This is a genomic window from Haloterrigena sp. H1 (assembly GCF_005938085.1).
GTDB lineage: Archaea > Halobacteriota > Halobacteria > Halobacteriales > Natrialbaceae > Natrinema.
In genome coordinates this window covers 2,785,004-2,800,652 of record NZ_SMZK01000001.1, presented here as the reverse complement: position 1 = coordinate 2,800,652, position 15,649 = coordinate 2,785,004, and the positions used below count along the sequence as shown (strand labels likewise).

Below are 15,649 nucleotides of genomic sequence, written 5' to 3'. Positions count from 1 at the left end.
GGGCCACACGCATAGCTGTTGGCGGGTTGCATATGCAAGCAGGCAGGAAGCTACTGTGGCGGACGTCGGTCGCCGGACGCCACCGCTCCCCTACTCGAGCGAGCCGTCCTCGAACGACTGTTCGCGCCAGGTCGTCCAGTCGTAGAGGCGCTCGAGTTCGCCGCCCTGCTGACGGATCGCCACGGCGGTATTGAAGAGGAACGCGGCGACGAGCGTCGTTCCGACGAGCCAGATGGCATCGGCGAGTGCGTCGTAGCCGGAGAGGACGCCGGTCACCAGATCGGCGAAGACGACGGCGGTGACACAGACGATCGCCGGCAGCAGGTGGCGGGTCAGCGCGGCGAAGGTCGTCCCCTCGTGGACGCGGACGGCCCGGACGCCGTAGAGGACCGCCCACGCGGAGGTGACGACCCAGCCGACCGCGATGACCAGCCGCGTCGCGGAGGTCTCGATCAGGAACGCTCCCCACCAGGCGGCGACGAAGCTGCCGATGACGACGAAATCGGCCCACGCGGGCAGCAACGGGGAGCGATCGCTCGCGGCCGGCTGGTCGTAGTACACCGCGCGGATCGACAGCGCGAGAAAGAGGATGAAAAAGAGGACCGCACCGTCGACGAACCGGCCGATCCAGACGGGCTCGAGCAGTATCGAGGCGACGCCGGCGACGGCGTAGACGATCGCCGCGCCGATCCCGACCAGCAGGTACCACTGCTCGGTCGTCGCCTCGATCGCGAGGACCTCGCGGAGATAGATGTGCGCATAATAGAGCAAGACGACTGCTGCAACGCCCATCGCGAGGTACGCGAACAGCCGTCCGATCGCGACCGTCGTGGCCGGATCACTGGCATCGAACGTGATCGACGAACTCGGAGCGAACACCATAGGTGGAGCGTGGCCGCCGGGCCAGTATAAGTATACGTCCCTGTTGCAGCCGGTCGGGAAGTCCGCTTACTCGGTATCCGTCGACGCAGCTGCCGCTTCGAGCATCGTCTGCCGTTCGTCGAAGTACGCCGGCGCGTCGGCATCGGCCTCGAACTCGATGACCCGAGTCAGCGCGTCCTGTCCGTCTCCCGCTTCCGCCGCAAGGTCTTCTGCGAGATCAGTGTAATCGGCTGCTAACTCCTGAAAGGCCTGCATTCGGGCCTGTTTCGCCTCGACGAGGAGTTGCTTCTCCTCGAGCGTCTCCTGTCGCTGCTCGATCGCAGCGACGTCGCGTTCGCTCGTGGCTGGGATCTCTGCGGTCGACGGCGTTTCGGTCCCGGGAACTTCGTCGGGCAGTGCCTCGAGGCGCGATCGGAGTTCGGCCATCTCCTGATCGATCTCGTCTAAAAGCTCGTCAGCTTCCTCGCCCATTCGCTCGACGCGGCCCGAGAGTAAGCCGGCCTGTGTCCGACAGTACTCGACGAACTCGTCGACCGCGAGTGTGTCCGCGGCGTCGTCGCTCATAGGCTTCCTTGGGACTGCCGGCCGAAGTCACTTTGGTCCGGCCGCAAGCGCAGGCCATGTCTGTTGAACTGTCGGGTGGCCAACCTGGGTGTCGATCGCGGCTCGCGTGCGATCGGGCCGTCATGGGCTGGTATCCGCCAGTATTAGGAACGGGCTCTCGTGAGATGTGCGTATGAACTATCGCTACGCGCTTGCGGGAGCGGTCGCGCTGCTGGCGCTCGTTCCCATACCAGCCGCCGCACAGCGCGGTCTCAGAGATACCCTCGCGAACCCCACGACGCCTGAAGACCTAGCGCTCGCGTTCGGCGTCTACGTCGCCGTCACGCTCGTCATCGGCGCGACCGTCCTGACCGTCGACCGCTCGTATGTGCGGTCGATCGAGACGCGACTCCGCGACGACCCCGTGAGTGCGGGTGTAATCGGGCTGGGCGTACTCGTCGGCGGGTTCGTCGCGTTCGCCGCCATGGGGGCCGTGGTGGCGCTGCTCGTCGACGCCGGCGCGCCTGCAGCCCTCGAGTCTGTCCCGACGCTCGTGGGGATCGGCGTCTCGGTCGGACTGACCGTCATCAACACGATCGGAATGATCGTGGCCGGCCTGGTCGTGCTCCGTCGACTCCGTGACGAGCCGGAGCCGAACCCGTGGCTCGCGCTGGTCGTCGGGGCACTCGTCGTTCAGGTCCTGTATCTGGTGCCGTTGCTCAATCTCGCCGTCGCCGTCTTCGTCGTCGCCCTCGCGACCGGTGCGATCGTCGGGCAGTGGTGGCAGGGTCGAGCCGGCGAGCCGTCCGAGTCGGAGCCGTCCCAGCAGACGGCCGACAGCTGACATCCGAATGCTGTTTGTCAACACTGATTACGCTATTTGCCTTTCAGACTCGTTAAGTCCGTCCGGCCACTGATTCGGATACAATGAATCTGGAACCGTATCGACACGACAGACAGTCTACGATCGTGAGCGAACGATGAGCAAGGACACCATCGACGTTCGCGGGGCGGAGGAACACAACCTCAAGGACATCGACGTGACGATCCCGCGTGAGGAGTTCACCGTCGTCACCGGCCTCTCTGGGTCGGGCAAGTCCTCGCTGGCGTTCGAGACGGTCTACGCCGAAGGCCAGCGCCGGTACATCGAGAGCCTCTCGGCCTACGCGCGGAACTTCCTGGGCCAGATGGACAAACCCCAGGTCGAGACCGTCGAGGGTCTCTCGCCGGCGATCTCGATCGATCAGAAAAACGCCGCGAACAACCCTCGCTCGACCGTCGGGACGGTCACGGAACTGCACGACTACCTGCGGCTGCTGTACGCTCGCGTTGGCACGCCCCACTGTCCGGAGTGTGGCCGCGAGGTCGGCGAGCAGAGCGCCCAGAACATGGTCGAGCGCATCCTCGAGCTCCCCGACGGAACCAAAGCCAAACTCGCGGCACCCGTGGTCCGCGACCAGAAGGGGGCCTTCGAGGACCTCTTCGCGGAACTCGTCTCAGAAGGATACGCCCGCGTCGAGATCGACGGCGAGGAACACGATCTGACGCTCGATGACCCCGATCTGGACGAGAACTTCGATCACACCATCGACGTGATCGTCGACCGTGTGAAAGTCTCGGTCGAGGACCGCCCGCGGATCGTCGACAGCGTCGAGACGGCGCTCGACGAGGCCGATGGCGTGCTGAAGGTCATCCTTCCCGATGCCTCAGAAGAGGTCGCCGCTGACCTCGGCAAGGAAGCCCGCCGGACGGGTGCGCTCGGTGACGAGGTCGAGGAAGACGACCGCTTCGTCGTCGAGTTCTCGAAGGATCTCGCGTGTACCCACTGCGGGATCGACGTACCAGAGATCGAGACCCGCTCGTTCTCCTTTAATTCGCCCCACGGTGCCTGTCCCGAGTGTGAGGGACTAGGCGAGACCAAGGAAGTCGACGAGGACCTCGTCATTCAGGACGAGTCCAAGCCCCTGAAACACGTCTTCGAGCCGTGGAGCTACAACCGGTCGTACTACCGGACCCGACTCGACGCCGTCGCCGCACACTTCGACGTTTCACTCGAGACGCCGTTCGAGGACATCGACGGCGAGATTCAGCAGGCGTTTCTCTACGGCACCGACGAGCAGGTGCTGTTCAAGCGGCAGACGAAAAACGGCACCCGACGGAAGAAAAAGCGCTTCGAGGGTGTTATTCCGAACCTCGACCGTCGCTACCTCGAGACCGATTCGGACTCGACGCGCGAACACATCGAGGACTACATGTCGGTCACGGAGTGTCCGGCCTGCGACGGAACCCGTCTCAAACCCGCCTCGCGAGCAGTGCTGGTCGACGACACGTCGATCACCGAGATCAACGCGATGAGCATCGGCGACGCCTTGGCGCACTTCGAAGCGATGGAGGCCGACCTCACCGAGCGCGAGAAGGTGATCGCCGAAGAGATCCTGAAGGAAATCCGCGCGCGACTCGGTTTCATGACCGAGGTCGGCCTCGAGTACCTCACGCTGGACCGCGAGGCCGCGACGCTGTCGGGCGGTGAGAGCCAGCGCATTCGGCTCGCGACCCAGATCGGCTCCGGGCTGGTCGGCGTGCTGTACGTGCTCGACGAGCCCTCGATCGGGCTCCACCAGCGTGACAACGACCGACTGCTCGATACGCTCGAGGAACTGCGCGACCTCGGAAACACCCTGCTGGTCGTCGAACACGACGAGGAGACGATGCGCCGCGCGGACAACGTCATCGACATGGGGCCCGGCCCCGGCAAGCGCGGCGGCGAGGTCGTCGCCAACGGCCCCGTCGAGGAGGTCAAAGCGACCGAGGAATCGATCACTGGCGATTACCTCTCCGGGCGCAAACAGATCCCCGTTCCCGATGAGCGCCGCGAGTCCGACGGGACGTTGACGATCCGCGGCGCGCGCCAGCATAACCTGTCCGATCTGGATGTCGACATCCCGCTCAGCTGTTTCACCGCCATCACCGGCGTCTCCGGCTCCGGGAAGTCCACCCTCATGCACGAGGTGCTCTACAAGGGACTCGCTCGGGAAATGAACGACAACACGAGCGTGATCCCGGGCGACCACGACGCCCTCGAGGGTCTCACGGAGATCGAAACCGTCCGGCTGATCGATCAGTCGCCGATCGGCCGCACGCCCCGGTCGAACCCCGCGACATACACCAACGTCTTCGACTACGTGCGCGAACTGTTCGCCGAGACCAAACTCTCGAAACAGCGCGGCTACGAGAAGGGTCGCTTCTCGTTTAACGTCAAGGGTGGTCGCTGTGAGGAGTGTGGTGGGCAAGGCACTGTCAAAATCGACATGAACTTCCTGTCGGACGTGTACGTCCCCTGCGAGGAGTGTGACGGCGCACGCTACAACGACGCCACGCTCGACGTCACCTACAAGGGCAAGACCATCGCTGACGTCCTCGAGATGTCGGTCGAGGAGGCCTACGACTTCTTCGAGTCCTCGAGCCAGATCCGCCGCCGGCTCCAATTGCTCAAGGACGTCGGCCTCGATTACATGAAACTTGGCCAGCCCTCGACGACGCTCTCGGGCGGCGAGGCCCAGCGGATCAAACTCGCCGAGGAACTGGGCAAGAAAGATTCGGGCGAGACGCTCTACCTGCTCGACGAGCCCACCACGGGCCTGCACTCAGCCGACGAGCGCAAACTCATCGACGTGCTCCACCGGCTAACCGACAACGGTAACACCGTCGTCGTCATCGAACACGAACTCGACCTCGTCAAGAACGCCGACCACATCATCGACCTCGGTCCCGAGGGCGGCGAGCACGGCGGCGAGGTCGTCGCCACCGGCACGCCGGAGGACGTCGCGCGCCGCGAGGACTCCCACACCGGCCGCTACCTGCGCGATCTCCTGCCGAAGGTCGATCTCGAGGGACCGCGCGGCGAGCGCGTCGACCCCGTGACGGCACCGATGGACGACGATTGATCGCCTGTCGTAAGGATCGAGCGTATCAGAACGGCTAACTGCGAACCCGACCAACCCGCTGGCAGATGACTGGACTGAAGGCCGTCGTTCGCCGCGGGTTCGCCGGCGGTGGCGGTGCAGCGCTGTTGCTGGCCGGCCTCTTTGCCATCGGTGGTGGAACGAAGCCGACGACGCTGCTACTGGCTGGCTGGCTCGCTGCCGTCGGACTGTCGTTGCTGCTGGCCGGCCGCCGAGAGCGGCTCACCATTGGCGGTCGAACCCTCGGCTGGCCCCGCGTTGCCGCGGTCGGTATCGGTATCCTCGCAATCGGTTCGAGTGCGTTCGGGCTCTCGAGGCTGCGCCAGTTCGCGGTCGGGAGCACGATGTGGCTGCTCACTGGTCTGATTACGATTTTCGTACTCGGGTACCTCGCCTGGTTTGCCCTCGAGTGCTGGCGTGGTGGCTGGCAGCTCGATGATGCGATGTTCGCCGTCGAGTGACCGCTCGGGGCCCGACTCAGTCACTCGAGTCGCCCCGACACACGCGGTCGGCAGTACAGCCAAGGCCGTTGCTGATCAATTACCAGCTATGGCAGACGATAACAGCAGTGACGACGAGCCGGTGCAGATCGAGGACAAACGGACGGACTCGTTCGACCTCGAGTTATCCGAACGCGTCGAGATCGGCGTGACACGCGGAGAGACCGACCTCGAGATCGGGCCGCCGCGTGACTACCCTGACCGTGCTGACGTCTCGGTACGTCCGGAGTCGGAGACGGACCACCGCGTAATCGTGAGCATCGACGCGATGGTCGGCGACCACGGGACGGGCCACGCCGACATCGCGTTGACGCCAGCGGAGGCCCGCACGTTCCGGGAGTACCTCGACGAGACGGTACGCTGGATGACCGAAGACGACGACGCCGACGACTGACTGGCGTCGCGCTCAGGACAGGTGAGTTGTCGACCAAAACGGCGTGGCGATCCGATCGCCCGTGCTTATTCGGTGGGGCTGGGCGACTGGACGTGCGAGATGTAGCCGGCCAGATCCGACGTCGTGACCATCCCGATCACGCCCTCGTCTTCGTCGACGACGGGCGTGTGGTGGAAGCCGTGTTCGACCATGACGTCCGCCACGTCGCGGATACTCTCCTGGGCCGTGGTCGTGACGACATCGGTGGTCATGTACTTCGAGACCGGCGTCTGATCTTTCGGCTTCTGTTCGGCGACGATCTCGACGAAGTCCGTCGTCGTCAGGATCCCTTCGAGACGGTTCTCATCGTCGACGACCATGACCGACCCGATTCCGTTGGTGAGCATTTCTTGGGCAGCGTCCTCGACGAGCGCGTCCGGCGAGACCGTGTGTAGGGATGTGGACATGACTCGAGCGACGAAAATATCTTCCATGCTGAACAGTACTTTCTCCCCTATTATAATGATTGTTGGGGCGGCTCACGCAGAACCGGCGTGACGGACACGTGATGTTACCCCGGACTGTCGGCACGCGTCGGTCCCGGTCGTGTCGGGAGTGGGACCCGCTGGACGGGGGTTCGACCGCTCGTAGCGTCCGGCCCGGCAGCGGGAATAAGTGTCCCGTCGATGGACAGACCGTATGGACGTCAGCCGCGGAGTCATCGAGCGACTGGTCGACAACGGGATCGATACCGTGTTCGGTGTTCCTGGCGCACAGACGCTGCCGCTGAACGAGGCGATCGAGACGCGGGACGCCATCCGATTCGTCATGGCCCGCCACGAAACGGCCGTCACCCATCAGGCGTGGGGATACGCGGAAACCAGCGGGCGGCCCGCGGCGACGGCCGTCGTTCCCGGCCCGGGCGATATGAACGCCATGAACGGGCTGAAGAACGCGCTCAACGACTGCACCCCGCTGATCCACATCGCAGTCGAGACCGACCCCGAGATCCGCGGCGGCGACGGCATCCACGAGACGCCGCCGGAGACCTACGACACCGTCGTCAAGGACAACGTCCTCGTCGAGCGCCCTGAAAGCGCGGCCGTCGTCCTCGAGGAAGCTATCGCGGCCGCCGAGACGCCACCGAAAGGCCCGGTCAGGGTCGGGGTGCCGAAGAATTTCCTGACGATGGACGTTCCCCTCGCGACGCCGGGGACGTACAGCCGCGAGTCTATCACGGGCGTTGCCGACCGCGATATCGCGGCTGCCGCCGACACGCTGGCTGCCGCCGCCGAGCCGGTGATCGTCGCCGGCGGGGGCATCCGCGCCGCCGGGGCGAGCGAGGAACTGCGCCGCGTCGCCGATCGTCTCGGTGCGCCCGTCGTCACCACCTACAAGGGCAAAGGGGTGCTTCCGGACGGGTCCGGCGGCTACGTCGCCGGAACGCTCGCGGGCAGTAGCGCTCCCGAACTGTTCGCGTGTCTTGCGGACGCCGACGCGGCGCTGGCCGTCGGCACCGACTTCGACGCGGTCGCCACCCGTGCCTGGTCGGTCGATCTTCCGGACGCGCTGGTCCACGTCACGCTCGAGCCCGCCGACCTCGGCACCGGCTACGAGCCGACCGTCGGCATCGTCGCCGACTCCGCCGCGGCGCTGTCGGCCCTCGAGTCGGCCCTCGACGACCGTGCGGTTGCGGCCGATGACAGTGATGCCGTCGAGCGTGCGAGTGCGGTTCGGGGGGCGACCAGCGACCGCCTGGCGGATCTGCGGACGGAATCGGCGCCGCTCACGTCTGTCAGCGCGCTCGAGGCCGTCCGCGAGGCGGTGCCACGGGAAGCGATCGTCGCGGTCGATGCCGGCGGCTTTCGCGTCTGGGGGTTGAATACCTTCGAGGCGGCGGGCCCGCGCTCGTACGTCAATCCGGGGTCGTGGGCCACGATGGGAACCGGCCTGCCGTCGGGCATCGGCGCACAACTCGCTCACCCCGACGACGACGTGGTCGTCCTCACCGGCGACGGCGGGCTCATGATGTGTGTCCACGAACTCCACACGGTTGTCACCGAGGACGTCCCGCTGACGGTCGTCGTCTTCGTCAACGAGGATTACGCGATCATCAGCGACGACGCCGACCGCAACTACGACCTCGAGACGGGCGAGTACGGCTGGGCGGACGCACCGATCGACTTCGTGACCCTCGCCGAAAGCCTCGGGCTGCGCGCCGAGCGCGCGGCGACGCCAGCCGAGATCCGGTCGCGTCTCGCAGCCGCGATCGACGCCGACGAACCAGTGGTGCTCGCGGTGCCGACGGACCCCCGTGAGCCACAGGCAAGCGACTGGATGCGTGACTAGCACCAGTACTCGAGTGTGCCCACATTTAAATAGGAAATCGAGCATACTCGCTGACGTACGATCGATGGCTCCATCGCCGCCCACCCTCGAGGGAACCTGCAAGCTCCTCCACGCGCCTGCACCGGGTCGCGACGTCTGTGCGGCCGTTGCCGCGGAGTACGCCGCGCTCGCCGACGAGTACGGCCCCCGCAACGTGTTAGTCTTGAAACGACACCCGGCGGGACTCGACTCGCTGACCGAGGCGCTGGCCGATGCCGACTACGAGCGAGCAGGCAGCGGTCCCCGCTCGCCTCGCCTCGAGTCGCTACCGGAACACGCCTCGAAAACCATCGAGGAGTACGATCCGACGCTCGACCGCCTCGAGTACGAGGAACGGATCGAACTCATCTCGCTGGTGATCGACGGGGCGAGCCGCGCAGTTCCGGACTACCTCGAGCGGGCGGCCGACCACGAGAGTTTCACGCGTGACGTGGGGCAACTGCTGCTCGCGGCGACTCGCCAGCGGATTCGGCTCGACGATCTCGAGGACCCCCACGACTGTCTGGCCTTTCTGTACGCGATGAACGACCGGTTCCACGCGGAACTCGACGATCGGGGCTACGTCGAGCGGGCCGACGTGGTCCCGCGAGCAGTCGACTTGCTCGAGGCCGACGCCGACGGCCTTCGGACGCGCGTTACCGCCTCGTTCGACGCCGTCCTCGCCGTCGAGTTCGAGGAGTATCGTCGACTCGACCGCCGGTATCTCGCCGCACTCACGCGCGATGCCGACCTGGTCTGTCTGGGCGAACGCCATGCCAGCGTCGAGCGGACGCGCGTCGAACCCGGTTCGATCGACGAGATCGCGGCCGACGCGGGGCTCACGGTCGAGCCCAAGACAGTGTGCACAACGGACGACAGACCGCCACACCAGCCGATCGCGCGGTTTTTGGCGACCGGCGAGCCGCTGGAGCGCGCGGACGCCGACCAAGTGGGACGCGCACGACGCATTCGGACCGGAACCGCCCGCGAACAGGCCCGGGCGGTCGCCACTGAGATCCAGTCGCTGCGCGACCGCCACGGCTGGTCCTACGACGAATTCGCCGTCGCCGTCCCGCGGATCGAACGGGTCCCCGAGATCAGACGGCGACTCCGCGACGCCGGCGTCCCGACCGCCACGATTGGGACTCCGTCGCTGGCCGAGGACCCCGCCGTGAACGAACTTTACGCTGTCGTCACGTGCCAGTGCGAACGGGAGCGCGACGGCGACGCCCTCGAGCGACTCGGGGACACTGCGACACAGGACGCGACCGATCCACGAGCCGTCTCGCTTGACCGCCTTCGGGCTCGCGTCCCCGATTTCTCGCCCGACCTGCTCGCGGACACCGCCGGTGCGAGCGTCCGGCGCTCGCTCGAGCGCTGGATCCGCCGCACCGACCTGAAGGGCCGAATCGCACGCGAGGAAGAGTGGGTCGACGCCCGCGAACAGTACGAGGGCGTCCGTCGCGTGCTCGAGATCGCCGACTTCGTCGAGGAGACCGACCTCGTCGGACCGGACTGGCAAGGGCTGCGCCGGATGCTCCGGCGAACGATCCGGTACGACGCGCCCTACGTCCACGCGGTCGAGACGCGGCCGCCGACCGGCGGTGTCACCGTCTGTACCGTCGATGACCTGAAATACGACTCGCGAACGGCGGTCTTCCTGCTGGATCTGATCGACGAGACCTATCCGGGCGAGCAGTTTCTCACCCAGCTGTTTCCGACGGCGTGGCTCCGGGAGATGTCTGCCTACCCCGCAGTCACAGATCCGTCCCCCGAAGACGTTTCTGACACGTTCGCGACGGTCGCTACCGCCGACATCGGCGAGCCGTTCGAGACCTATCACGCCCAGCGCTCTCGCCGCCGGCTCGCGCTCGGTGCTCGCGCGGCCGAGCGCGCGCTCTACTGTTGTTCCTACGAACGTGGCGCCGGCGGCCTTCGCCGAAGTTACGACGAGTCGCGTTACCTGCACCTGATCGATGCGACGCCCGGGCTCGCCCTCGAGAGCATCGACGCCCACGCCGACGCGACGATCCACGGCGAGACGAACGCCATCGAGGCGCTGCTCGCCCAGCCGCGGGACGAACTCGAGCGCGTCCTCCGAGAGGCCAGTACCGGCGGCGAGGCCACCCTCGACGAGACCGAAGCGCTGTTCGAGGAGATCGCGGTCGTTCTCGAGGACGACGCGATCGACGACGAACTCGCCAACGCGATCCGCTCACAGTTCGAGTTCGCCGCGGGTGAGGTGGTCCGCGATGAGTGACGAGCTAGGAACCGACGAGCTCACCGTCGACGGGCTCCGGACCTATCTGCATTGTCCCCGCCGGTACGAACTCGCCTCCGTCCACGACCTCGAGGGCAGCGACGACGACACGGTCGACGACCGGATCGCCCTCTTGCGGGGCGCGATCTGTGATGCGCTCCGAAGCGGGGCGACAGACCGTGAGCGACTCGATGACGTCGCCCGCGACCGGCTTGCGACGTACTGGGCCGACTACGACGAGCACTTTCACTCCCACACCCAGCGTCGCCACGAACGGCGGGCCCTCGAGGCGACGCTCGCCGCCTACGTGGAGCGTGTCGGGACGGATCACGCCGCGGGACTCGCACAACTGGGGGCCGACACAGCCCACGGCGAACTGATCGGCCCGGACCTGCCGCTCTCGAGTACGGTTTCGCTTCCAGAAGCGACCGTAGCAGATGACGCGGACGCGGTGACGATCGGTGCGACGGTCGATTACGTCACCGGCGACGGCTCGTCGCTCGTCGGCGTTCGCTTCGTTCCGACGCTCGGGTCGCTTGGCCCCCTGCGCTATCGGTCGGACTGGGAAGGCGACGTCGCGACCCTCTTTACCGACCATTTCGACCCCGAGTCGAACGCGTTCGAGCCAGGCCCCGTCGGTGCGCTCCTCGAGACCGCCGTCGTCCTCGACGGCCTTCGAACGCTCCGTGACCGACTCGAACTCGGGGATCGGACCTGTTGCTACCTCCAGATCCCGCTGGCTGATCGGTCGGGACTGACAGTCAACTGGGTTCGGGACACGGTCGAGACGAGCCTCGAAGTCGCCGACCTGACCGAGGTCTACGTCGACCACCACACGTTCGGCATGACCCACGATCACCGGAACGAGACAGTCGACAGTCGGTTGGCGGCGGTCACTGCGGCGCTGCGGTCGCACTCGTTCGATCCCACCGATCGGTGGGACCGGATTGCGGAGCACGCCTGTCCCGACTGTGAGTATACGGTGTGCTGTCAGGACCACATCGCAGCGGAGGTGCGCTTCGATGGGTGAGCGACCGGGATCGGGGCGACCCAACCGCGACGCCGGCCGGGACCGCGACGCGTTCGTCCCCACCGACGAGATCGAACCGAAGGGCAACCAGGAGGCGGTTATCGACAGCCGTGCGGCCTGTACCTCCGTCGACGCCGGTGCCGGCACCGGGAAAACGACGACGATGCTCGTTCGGATCGAACGCGCCATCGAGCGGGGCGAGGTCGATCCCGACGATGTCCTCGTGTTGACCTTCGCGAACGAGGCCGCCGCGAGCATCCGCGAGGCAGTCGCCGACCGTCTCGACCCTGAGGCTGCTGCGGCGATCGACGTCTATACCTACCACTCCTTCTGTTACCGGCTCGTCCGCGAGTACGCTTACTATCTCGGTCACTCCCCCGACTTCGAGGTCGTTACCGAGCGCAAACGCCGGCGGCTCGTCGGCCGCCTGCTCGCCGATACTGACTACGAGTTCGCGGCCCCATCGCGATACGACGGCTCGGCAACCGATCTCACGGCTGCGGTCGACCAGTTCATCGGGGCGATGAGTCGGGAGAACGTCACCCCTGACGAACTGCAGGCGGGGTTGCCGCCGGTGCGGACCCTCGAGTTGTGCAACGAGTTCGTCCTCTGGCTCGAGCGCAGAGCCGACGAAACGCTCTCGTTCGATAACGAGGCGCTGCGCTACTTCAACCGGGAGGAACACGTCGAGCAGGCCCGTGAGTCGCTGATCGACTACGGCAAGCTCGTCTCCTACTGCCGAGAGCAGATCGCGGAAGCGCCGGCCGCCTTCCGCGAGGACGACCTGGTTCGGGATGTCGATCACTATCTCCGGACCCTCCAGCGGTGTGTGACGAACACGATCGAGACGCTCTCACTGGACGAGCCGACCACGAAACACCTGCCACGGGCGCTGTTCGGCAACCAGATCCGAGGGACGGCCACGAGCCGGCTCGAGCAGACTCCCTTCGGGCGGCTGAAACACTACGTCGAGTTCCTCCGGCTGGCACGCCACTACGCCGATGTCTACGCGGATTACCACGGCACTCTTGACGCCGAAGGGGCGCTCGACTTCGACGAACTGGTGCGGACGGCGACCGCGTTGCTCGATGACAGCGCGATTGCCGACGAGATCACCAGCCAGTGGACGCAGGTCTACTGCGACGAGTTTCAGGATACCGACGAGACGCAGTTTTCCCTGCTCACTGAACTCACGGACGGCCCCGATCGGCCGAACTTGCTCGCGATCGGCGACAAGGACCAGGCGATCTACGGCTGGCGTGGCACCGACCGCGAGGGACTCGATCGGCTGGCCGACGCTGCCGCCGACCACGAGGCGATCGAACTCGAACTCAACTTTCGTTCGCGACAGGAGATCCTCGATCTAACCAATGCCTGTGATTACGGCCCGCAGTCCTCGAAGACGCTCCGCGAAGAGGGTCGAACGCTTGGGACCTACGACGAGGCCGATCCGCCGGACCGCGTCGTCAAAGTCGAAAGCGACGCGCTCCCGGGATCGACGGCCGATGGGGTCGCGACGACGGTCTCGCGGCTGTTAAACGGCGCGGCCGCGAACGTCCCCCAGCGCGAGCTGGGCGATATCGCGGTCATCGTCCGGACGAACCGCCACGCACAGGCGGTCGCGGACGCGCTCCGGGAACGACGAATCCCCTACGAAATCTCCGGCTCGCCTCGCGGTGAGATCTCGCCCGGACTCGAGACGGTGCTGTCGTATCTCCGGGTCCTCGTCGAGCCCGAGGCCGACACCCATCTCCGGCGTGTGTTGCTCGCCCGATACCGGTTCACGGAAGACGATCTCGCGACGCTGCACGGACAGGCGGGATCGCTGCACGACGCCGTGATGGCTATCGACGCCGAGCGGCTCACGCAGCCCGAGCGGCTCGAGCGGGTTCGCGACCACCTCGAGCGACTCGAGCGGTTCCGGGATGTCTACCCGCTGGCGGGCTTTCTGCGCCGATTCCGGGAGCTGACCCGAATCGAGTGGTTCTGTACGAGCGAGGAGCGGGCCGAGTTCGACCGCATCGAGCGGTTCGTCGAGGCCTACGACACTGACGGCGTCGTGCAGTCGTTGTCGACCGCGTTCGTCGACGCGCTCGCGGAGACTCTCCGTGGCGGCGGCAGCGACCGCACTCGCGGGACCAGATCCGCCGACAGCGTCGACGTGATGACGGTCCATCAGGCCAAGGGCCTCGAGTTCGACACGGTCCTCGTTCCCTATCTTTCCGACGAGGAGTGGTGTGTCGACGGCGATTACGTCGAGCGATCCCAGGACCGGCTGCTGGCAGCGACACTCGACGACGCCGTCGACTCCCCCCTGCATGCCGATCTCGCCACCGAGCGCGTCGGCGAGGAGTGGCGAGTGCTTCACGTCGCGCTCACGCGCGCTGCAGAGCACCTGTTCCTGTTCGGCTCGGAGTATGCCTACGACGGCGACGAAACCGAACTCGCGGCGTCGACCGCCGAGGCCTGTTTGGCGAGCGACATCGAGTGGTCGGTAACCGGCCAGCGGATGGATCTGTGGTCGTCGCTGACCGAGAGCTTCGAACGGGTACGGGATATCTATCCCGAGACCGTCGTCGATCGAACCGACGAGATCGCCGCCTCGGCCGACGAGAGCCCGGGGAGGATCACTTACTACGCCGACTACGGCGATCGGCCTGTCGAACCCCTCGAGACACGGGAGGCGATCGAGACCGTCCACCGGCTGGGGCGGTTGCTTCGGGACGGCCAGTTGCTGCCGGCGGCCGACGCGGCGAGCCACGGTCGTCTCGCGGCCGGGAGCGACGACGAGGCCGGTTTGAGGCCGGCTATACGGGTCCCCGGCAGCCGCCAGCTCTCCGCGCTGACGACCGATACCGTCCGTTTCCCGGTCGAGACGCTCGGCGCTGCGACCGAGCTGCCAGTCGCGATGCGTCACAGCTACTCCGCGATAGACACTCACGAGACCTGTCCACGGAAACACTATCTGGATCACGTCGTCGGGGCGATCGACGATCCGGTCGCCGCGTCAGCACCCGGTAACGAGGCGACCGAGACGAACGGTGGAACGGTCGCGGCGACCGACGACCCGGCGTCGCGAATCGTCGGTACTGTCTTCCACGACATCGCCGAGGAGGCCTTCCACCGCGAGTATCGCACCCGCGAGGCGTGGCGCGAGGCTGCCGTCCGACAGCTCACCGCGCGCGACTTGCTCGCCCACCGCGAGGCCGTCCTCGCCTGCATCGACCGCTACTTCGAAGCGAGTGCACCCGACATCGACCGACCGGTCGCCGAGTGGGTACCCCTGGCTGCAGAGTTACCCTTCTCGCTCGAGGACGTCGCCGGTGTGACTGGCGATGTCGTCGGCTACGTCGACTCGGTCCGGCGACTTCCCGGCGGCGGGCTCGCGGTCCTCGACTACAAGGCCACCGCCGAACGGATCGCCGCTCACGACGCCGTCCAGCTCGCGCTCTACCTGCGGGCCTGTGCGGATCGGTTCGACGAACCGGTCTCGGCTGCCGGCTACGTCTACGTCGGCGATGTCGATGACCCTCGTGTCGACTTGTTCGACCGTGAGGCACTCCCGTCGTGGACCTCGGTGGTCGAGACGCTCGAGGCGGTCGACGAGCCGTCGTTTGCGGAGACGACAGCAGGCGAACACTGCCGGCACTGTCCGCACCGATCGCTTGGCTGTGGTCCGGACGAGTCACCTCCGTAGGCGAGGGGGTGACTGACTGTCGGGTAATGCCTCGT

Annotated in this window: 11 protein-coding genes; 8 read left to right on the top strand and 3 right to left on the bottom strand. The window is 66.3% G+C overall.

The genetic code is table 11. From position 1 onward, the window contains the following. Positions 1-90: 90 nt before the first annotated feature. Both E2L06_RS13985 and E2L06_RS13980 read right to left on the bottom strand, forming a co-directional pair. Positions 91-882 carry a hypothetical protein gene (locus E2L06_RS13985; protein ID WP_138782230.1) on the bottom strand — a complete coding sequence of 264 codons (792 nt, stop codon included), beginning with the start codon at positions 880-882 and terminating at the stop codon, positions 91-93. A 66-nt stretch (positions 883-948) separates the two neighbouring features. Further along, positions 949-1,446: a hypothetical protein gene (locus tag E2L06_RS13980; RefSeq protein WP_138782229.1), complete on the bottom strand. Its 498-nt coding sequence runs from the start codon at positions 1,444-1,446 to the stop codon at positions 949-951. Positions 1,447-1,618: 172 nt separating this feature from the next. Between E2L06_RS13980 and E2L06_RS13975 the strand changes: the two genes are divergently transcribed. The 4 genes from E2L06_RS13975 (at position 1,619) to E2L06_RS13960 (ending at position 6,281) form a co-directional block, all read left to right on the top strand. Next, complete coding sequence (locus E2L06_RS13975) at positions 1,619-2,269, top strand: DUF1345 domain-containing protein (protein ID WP_138782228.1); 651 nt, start codon at positions 1,619-1,621, stop codon at positions 2,267-2,269. Between the two features lie 136 nt (positions 2,270-2,405). Further along, entirely contained in the window at positions 2,406-5,369 is a 2,964-nt protein-coding gene (gene uvrA / locus E2L06_RS13970) for an excinuclease ABC subunit UvrA (RefSeq protein WP_138782227.1), read from the top strand. 65 nt (positions 5,370-5,434) lie between these two features. Further along, entirely contained in the window at positions 5,435-5,848 is a 414-nt protein-coding gene (locus tag E2L06_RS13965) for a hypothetical protein (protein ID WP_138782226.1), read from the top strand. A gap of 88 nt (positions 5,849-5,936) precedes the next feature. Continuing rightward, positions 5,937-6,281: a hypothetical protein gene (locus E2L06_RS13960; RefSeq protein ID WP_138782225.1), complete on the top strand. Its 345-nt coding sequence runs from the start codon at positions 5,937-5,939 to the stop codon at positions 6,279-6,281. Between the two features lie 65 nt (positions 6,282-6,346). On the opposite strand, the gene E2L06_RS13955 is transcribed toward E2L06_RS13960, so the two are convergent. Then, on the bottom strand, positions 6,347-6,754 hold the full coding sequence (locus E2L06_RS13955) for a CBS domain-containing protein (protein ID WP_138782224.1): 408 nt from the start codon (positions 6,752-6,754) through the stop codon (positions 6,347-6,349). A gap of 205 nt (positions 6,755-6,959) precedes the next feature. Between E2L06_RS13955 and E2L06_RS13950 the strand changes: the two genes are divergently transcribed. From E2L06_RS13950 to E2L06_RS13935, 4 genes are all read left to right on the top strand, one after another. Continuing rightward, positions 6,960-8,609 carry a thiamine pyrophosphate-binding protein gene (locus E2L06_RS13950; protein ID WP_138782223.1) on the top strand — a complete coding sequence of 550 codons (1,650 nt, stop codon included), beginning with the start codon at positions 6,960-6,962 and terminating at the stop codon, positions 8,607-8,609. 64 nt (positions 8,610-8,673) lie between these two features. Continuing rightward, positions 8,674-10,887, top strand: a complete 2,214-nt coding sequence (locus E2L06_RS13945; protein WP_138782222.1) for a hypothetical protein — start codon at positions 8,674-8,676, stop codon at positions 10,885-10,887. After that, positions 10,880-11,917, top strand: coding sequence for a PD-(D/E)XK nuclease family protein (locus tag E2L06_RS13940; protein ID WP_138782221.1), 1,038 nt, complete (start codon positions 10,880-10,882; stop codon positions 11,915-11,917). Before E2L06_RS13945 ends, E2L06_RS13940 begins: the two co-directional genes overlap by 8 nt. Beyond that, positions 11,910-15,614, top strand: a complete 3,705-nt coding sequence (locus E2L06_RS13935) for a UvrD-helicase domain-containing protein (RefSeq protein ID WP_138782220.1) — start codon at positions 11,910-11,912, stop codon at positions 15,612-15,614. The genes E2L06_RS13940 and E2L06_RS13935 overlap by 8 nt, the downstream gene beginning before the upstream one ends. Positions 15,615-15,649 lie beyond the last annotated feature (35 nt).

What these genes read in the sequence shown, in the direction of transcription:
- E2L06_RS13980 (WP_138782229.1), bottom strand. Translation starts at nt 1,446, where the DNA reads ATGAGCGACGACGCCGCGGACACACTCGCGGTCGACGAGTTCGTCGAG.
- uvrA (WP_138782227.1), top strand. Translation starts at nt 2,406, where the DNA reads ATGAGCAAGGACACCATCGACGTTCGCGGGGCGGAGGAACACAACCTC.
- E2L06_RS13985 (WP_138782230.1), bottom strand. Translation starts at nt 882, where the DNA reads ATGGTGTTCGCTCCGAGTTCGTCGATCACGTTCGATGCCAGTGATCCG.
- E2L06_RS13935 (WP_138782220.1), top strand. Translation starts at nt 11,910, where the DNA reads ATGGGTGAGCGACCGGGATCGGGGCGACCCAACCGCGACGCCGGCCGG.
- E2L06_RS13950 (WP_138782223.1), top strand. Translation starts at nt 6,960, where the DNA reads ATGGACGTCAGCCGCGGAGTCATCGAGCGACTGGTCGACAACGGGATC.
- E2L06_RS13955 (WP_138782224.1), bottom strand. Translation starts at nt 6,754, where the DNA reads ATGGAAGATATTTTCGTCGCTCGAGTCATGTCCACATCCCTACACACG.
- E2L06_RS13965 (WP_138782226.1), top strand. Translation starts at nt 5,435, where the DNA reads ATGACTGGACTGAAGGCCGTCGTTCGCCGCGGGTTCGCCGGCGGTGGC.
- E2L06_RS13975 (WP_138782228.1), top strand. Translation starts at nt 1,619, where the DNA reads ATGAACTATCGCTACGCGCTTGCGGGAGCGGTCGCGCTGCTGGCGCTC.
- E2L06_RS13960 (WP_138782225.1), top strand. Translation starts at nt 5,937, where the DNA reads ATGGCAGACGATAACAGCAGTGACGACGAGCCGGTGCAGATCGAGGAC.
- E2L06_RS13940 (WP_138782221.1), top strand. Translation starts at nt 10,880, where the DNA reads ATGAGTGACGAGCTAGGAACCGACGAGCTCACCGTCGACGGGCTCCGG.
- E2L06_RS13945 (WP_138782222.1), top strand. Translation starts at nt 8,674, where the DNA reads ATGGCTCCATCGCCGCCCACCCTCGAGGGAACCTGCAAGCTCCTCCAC.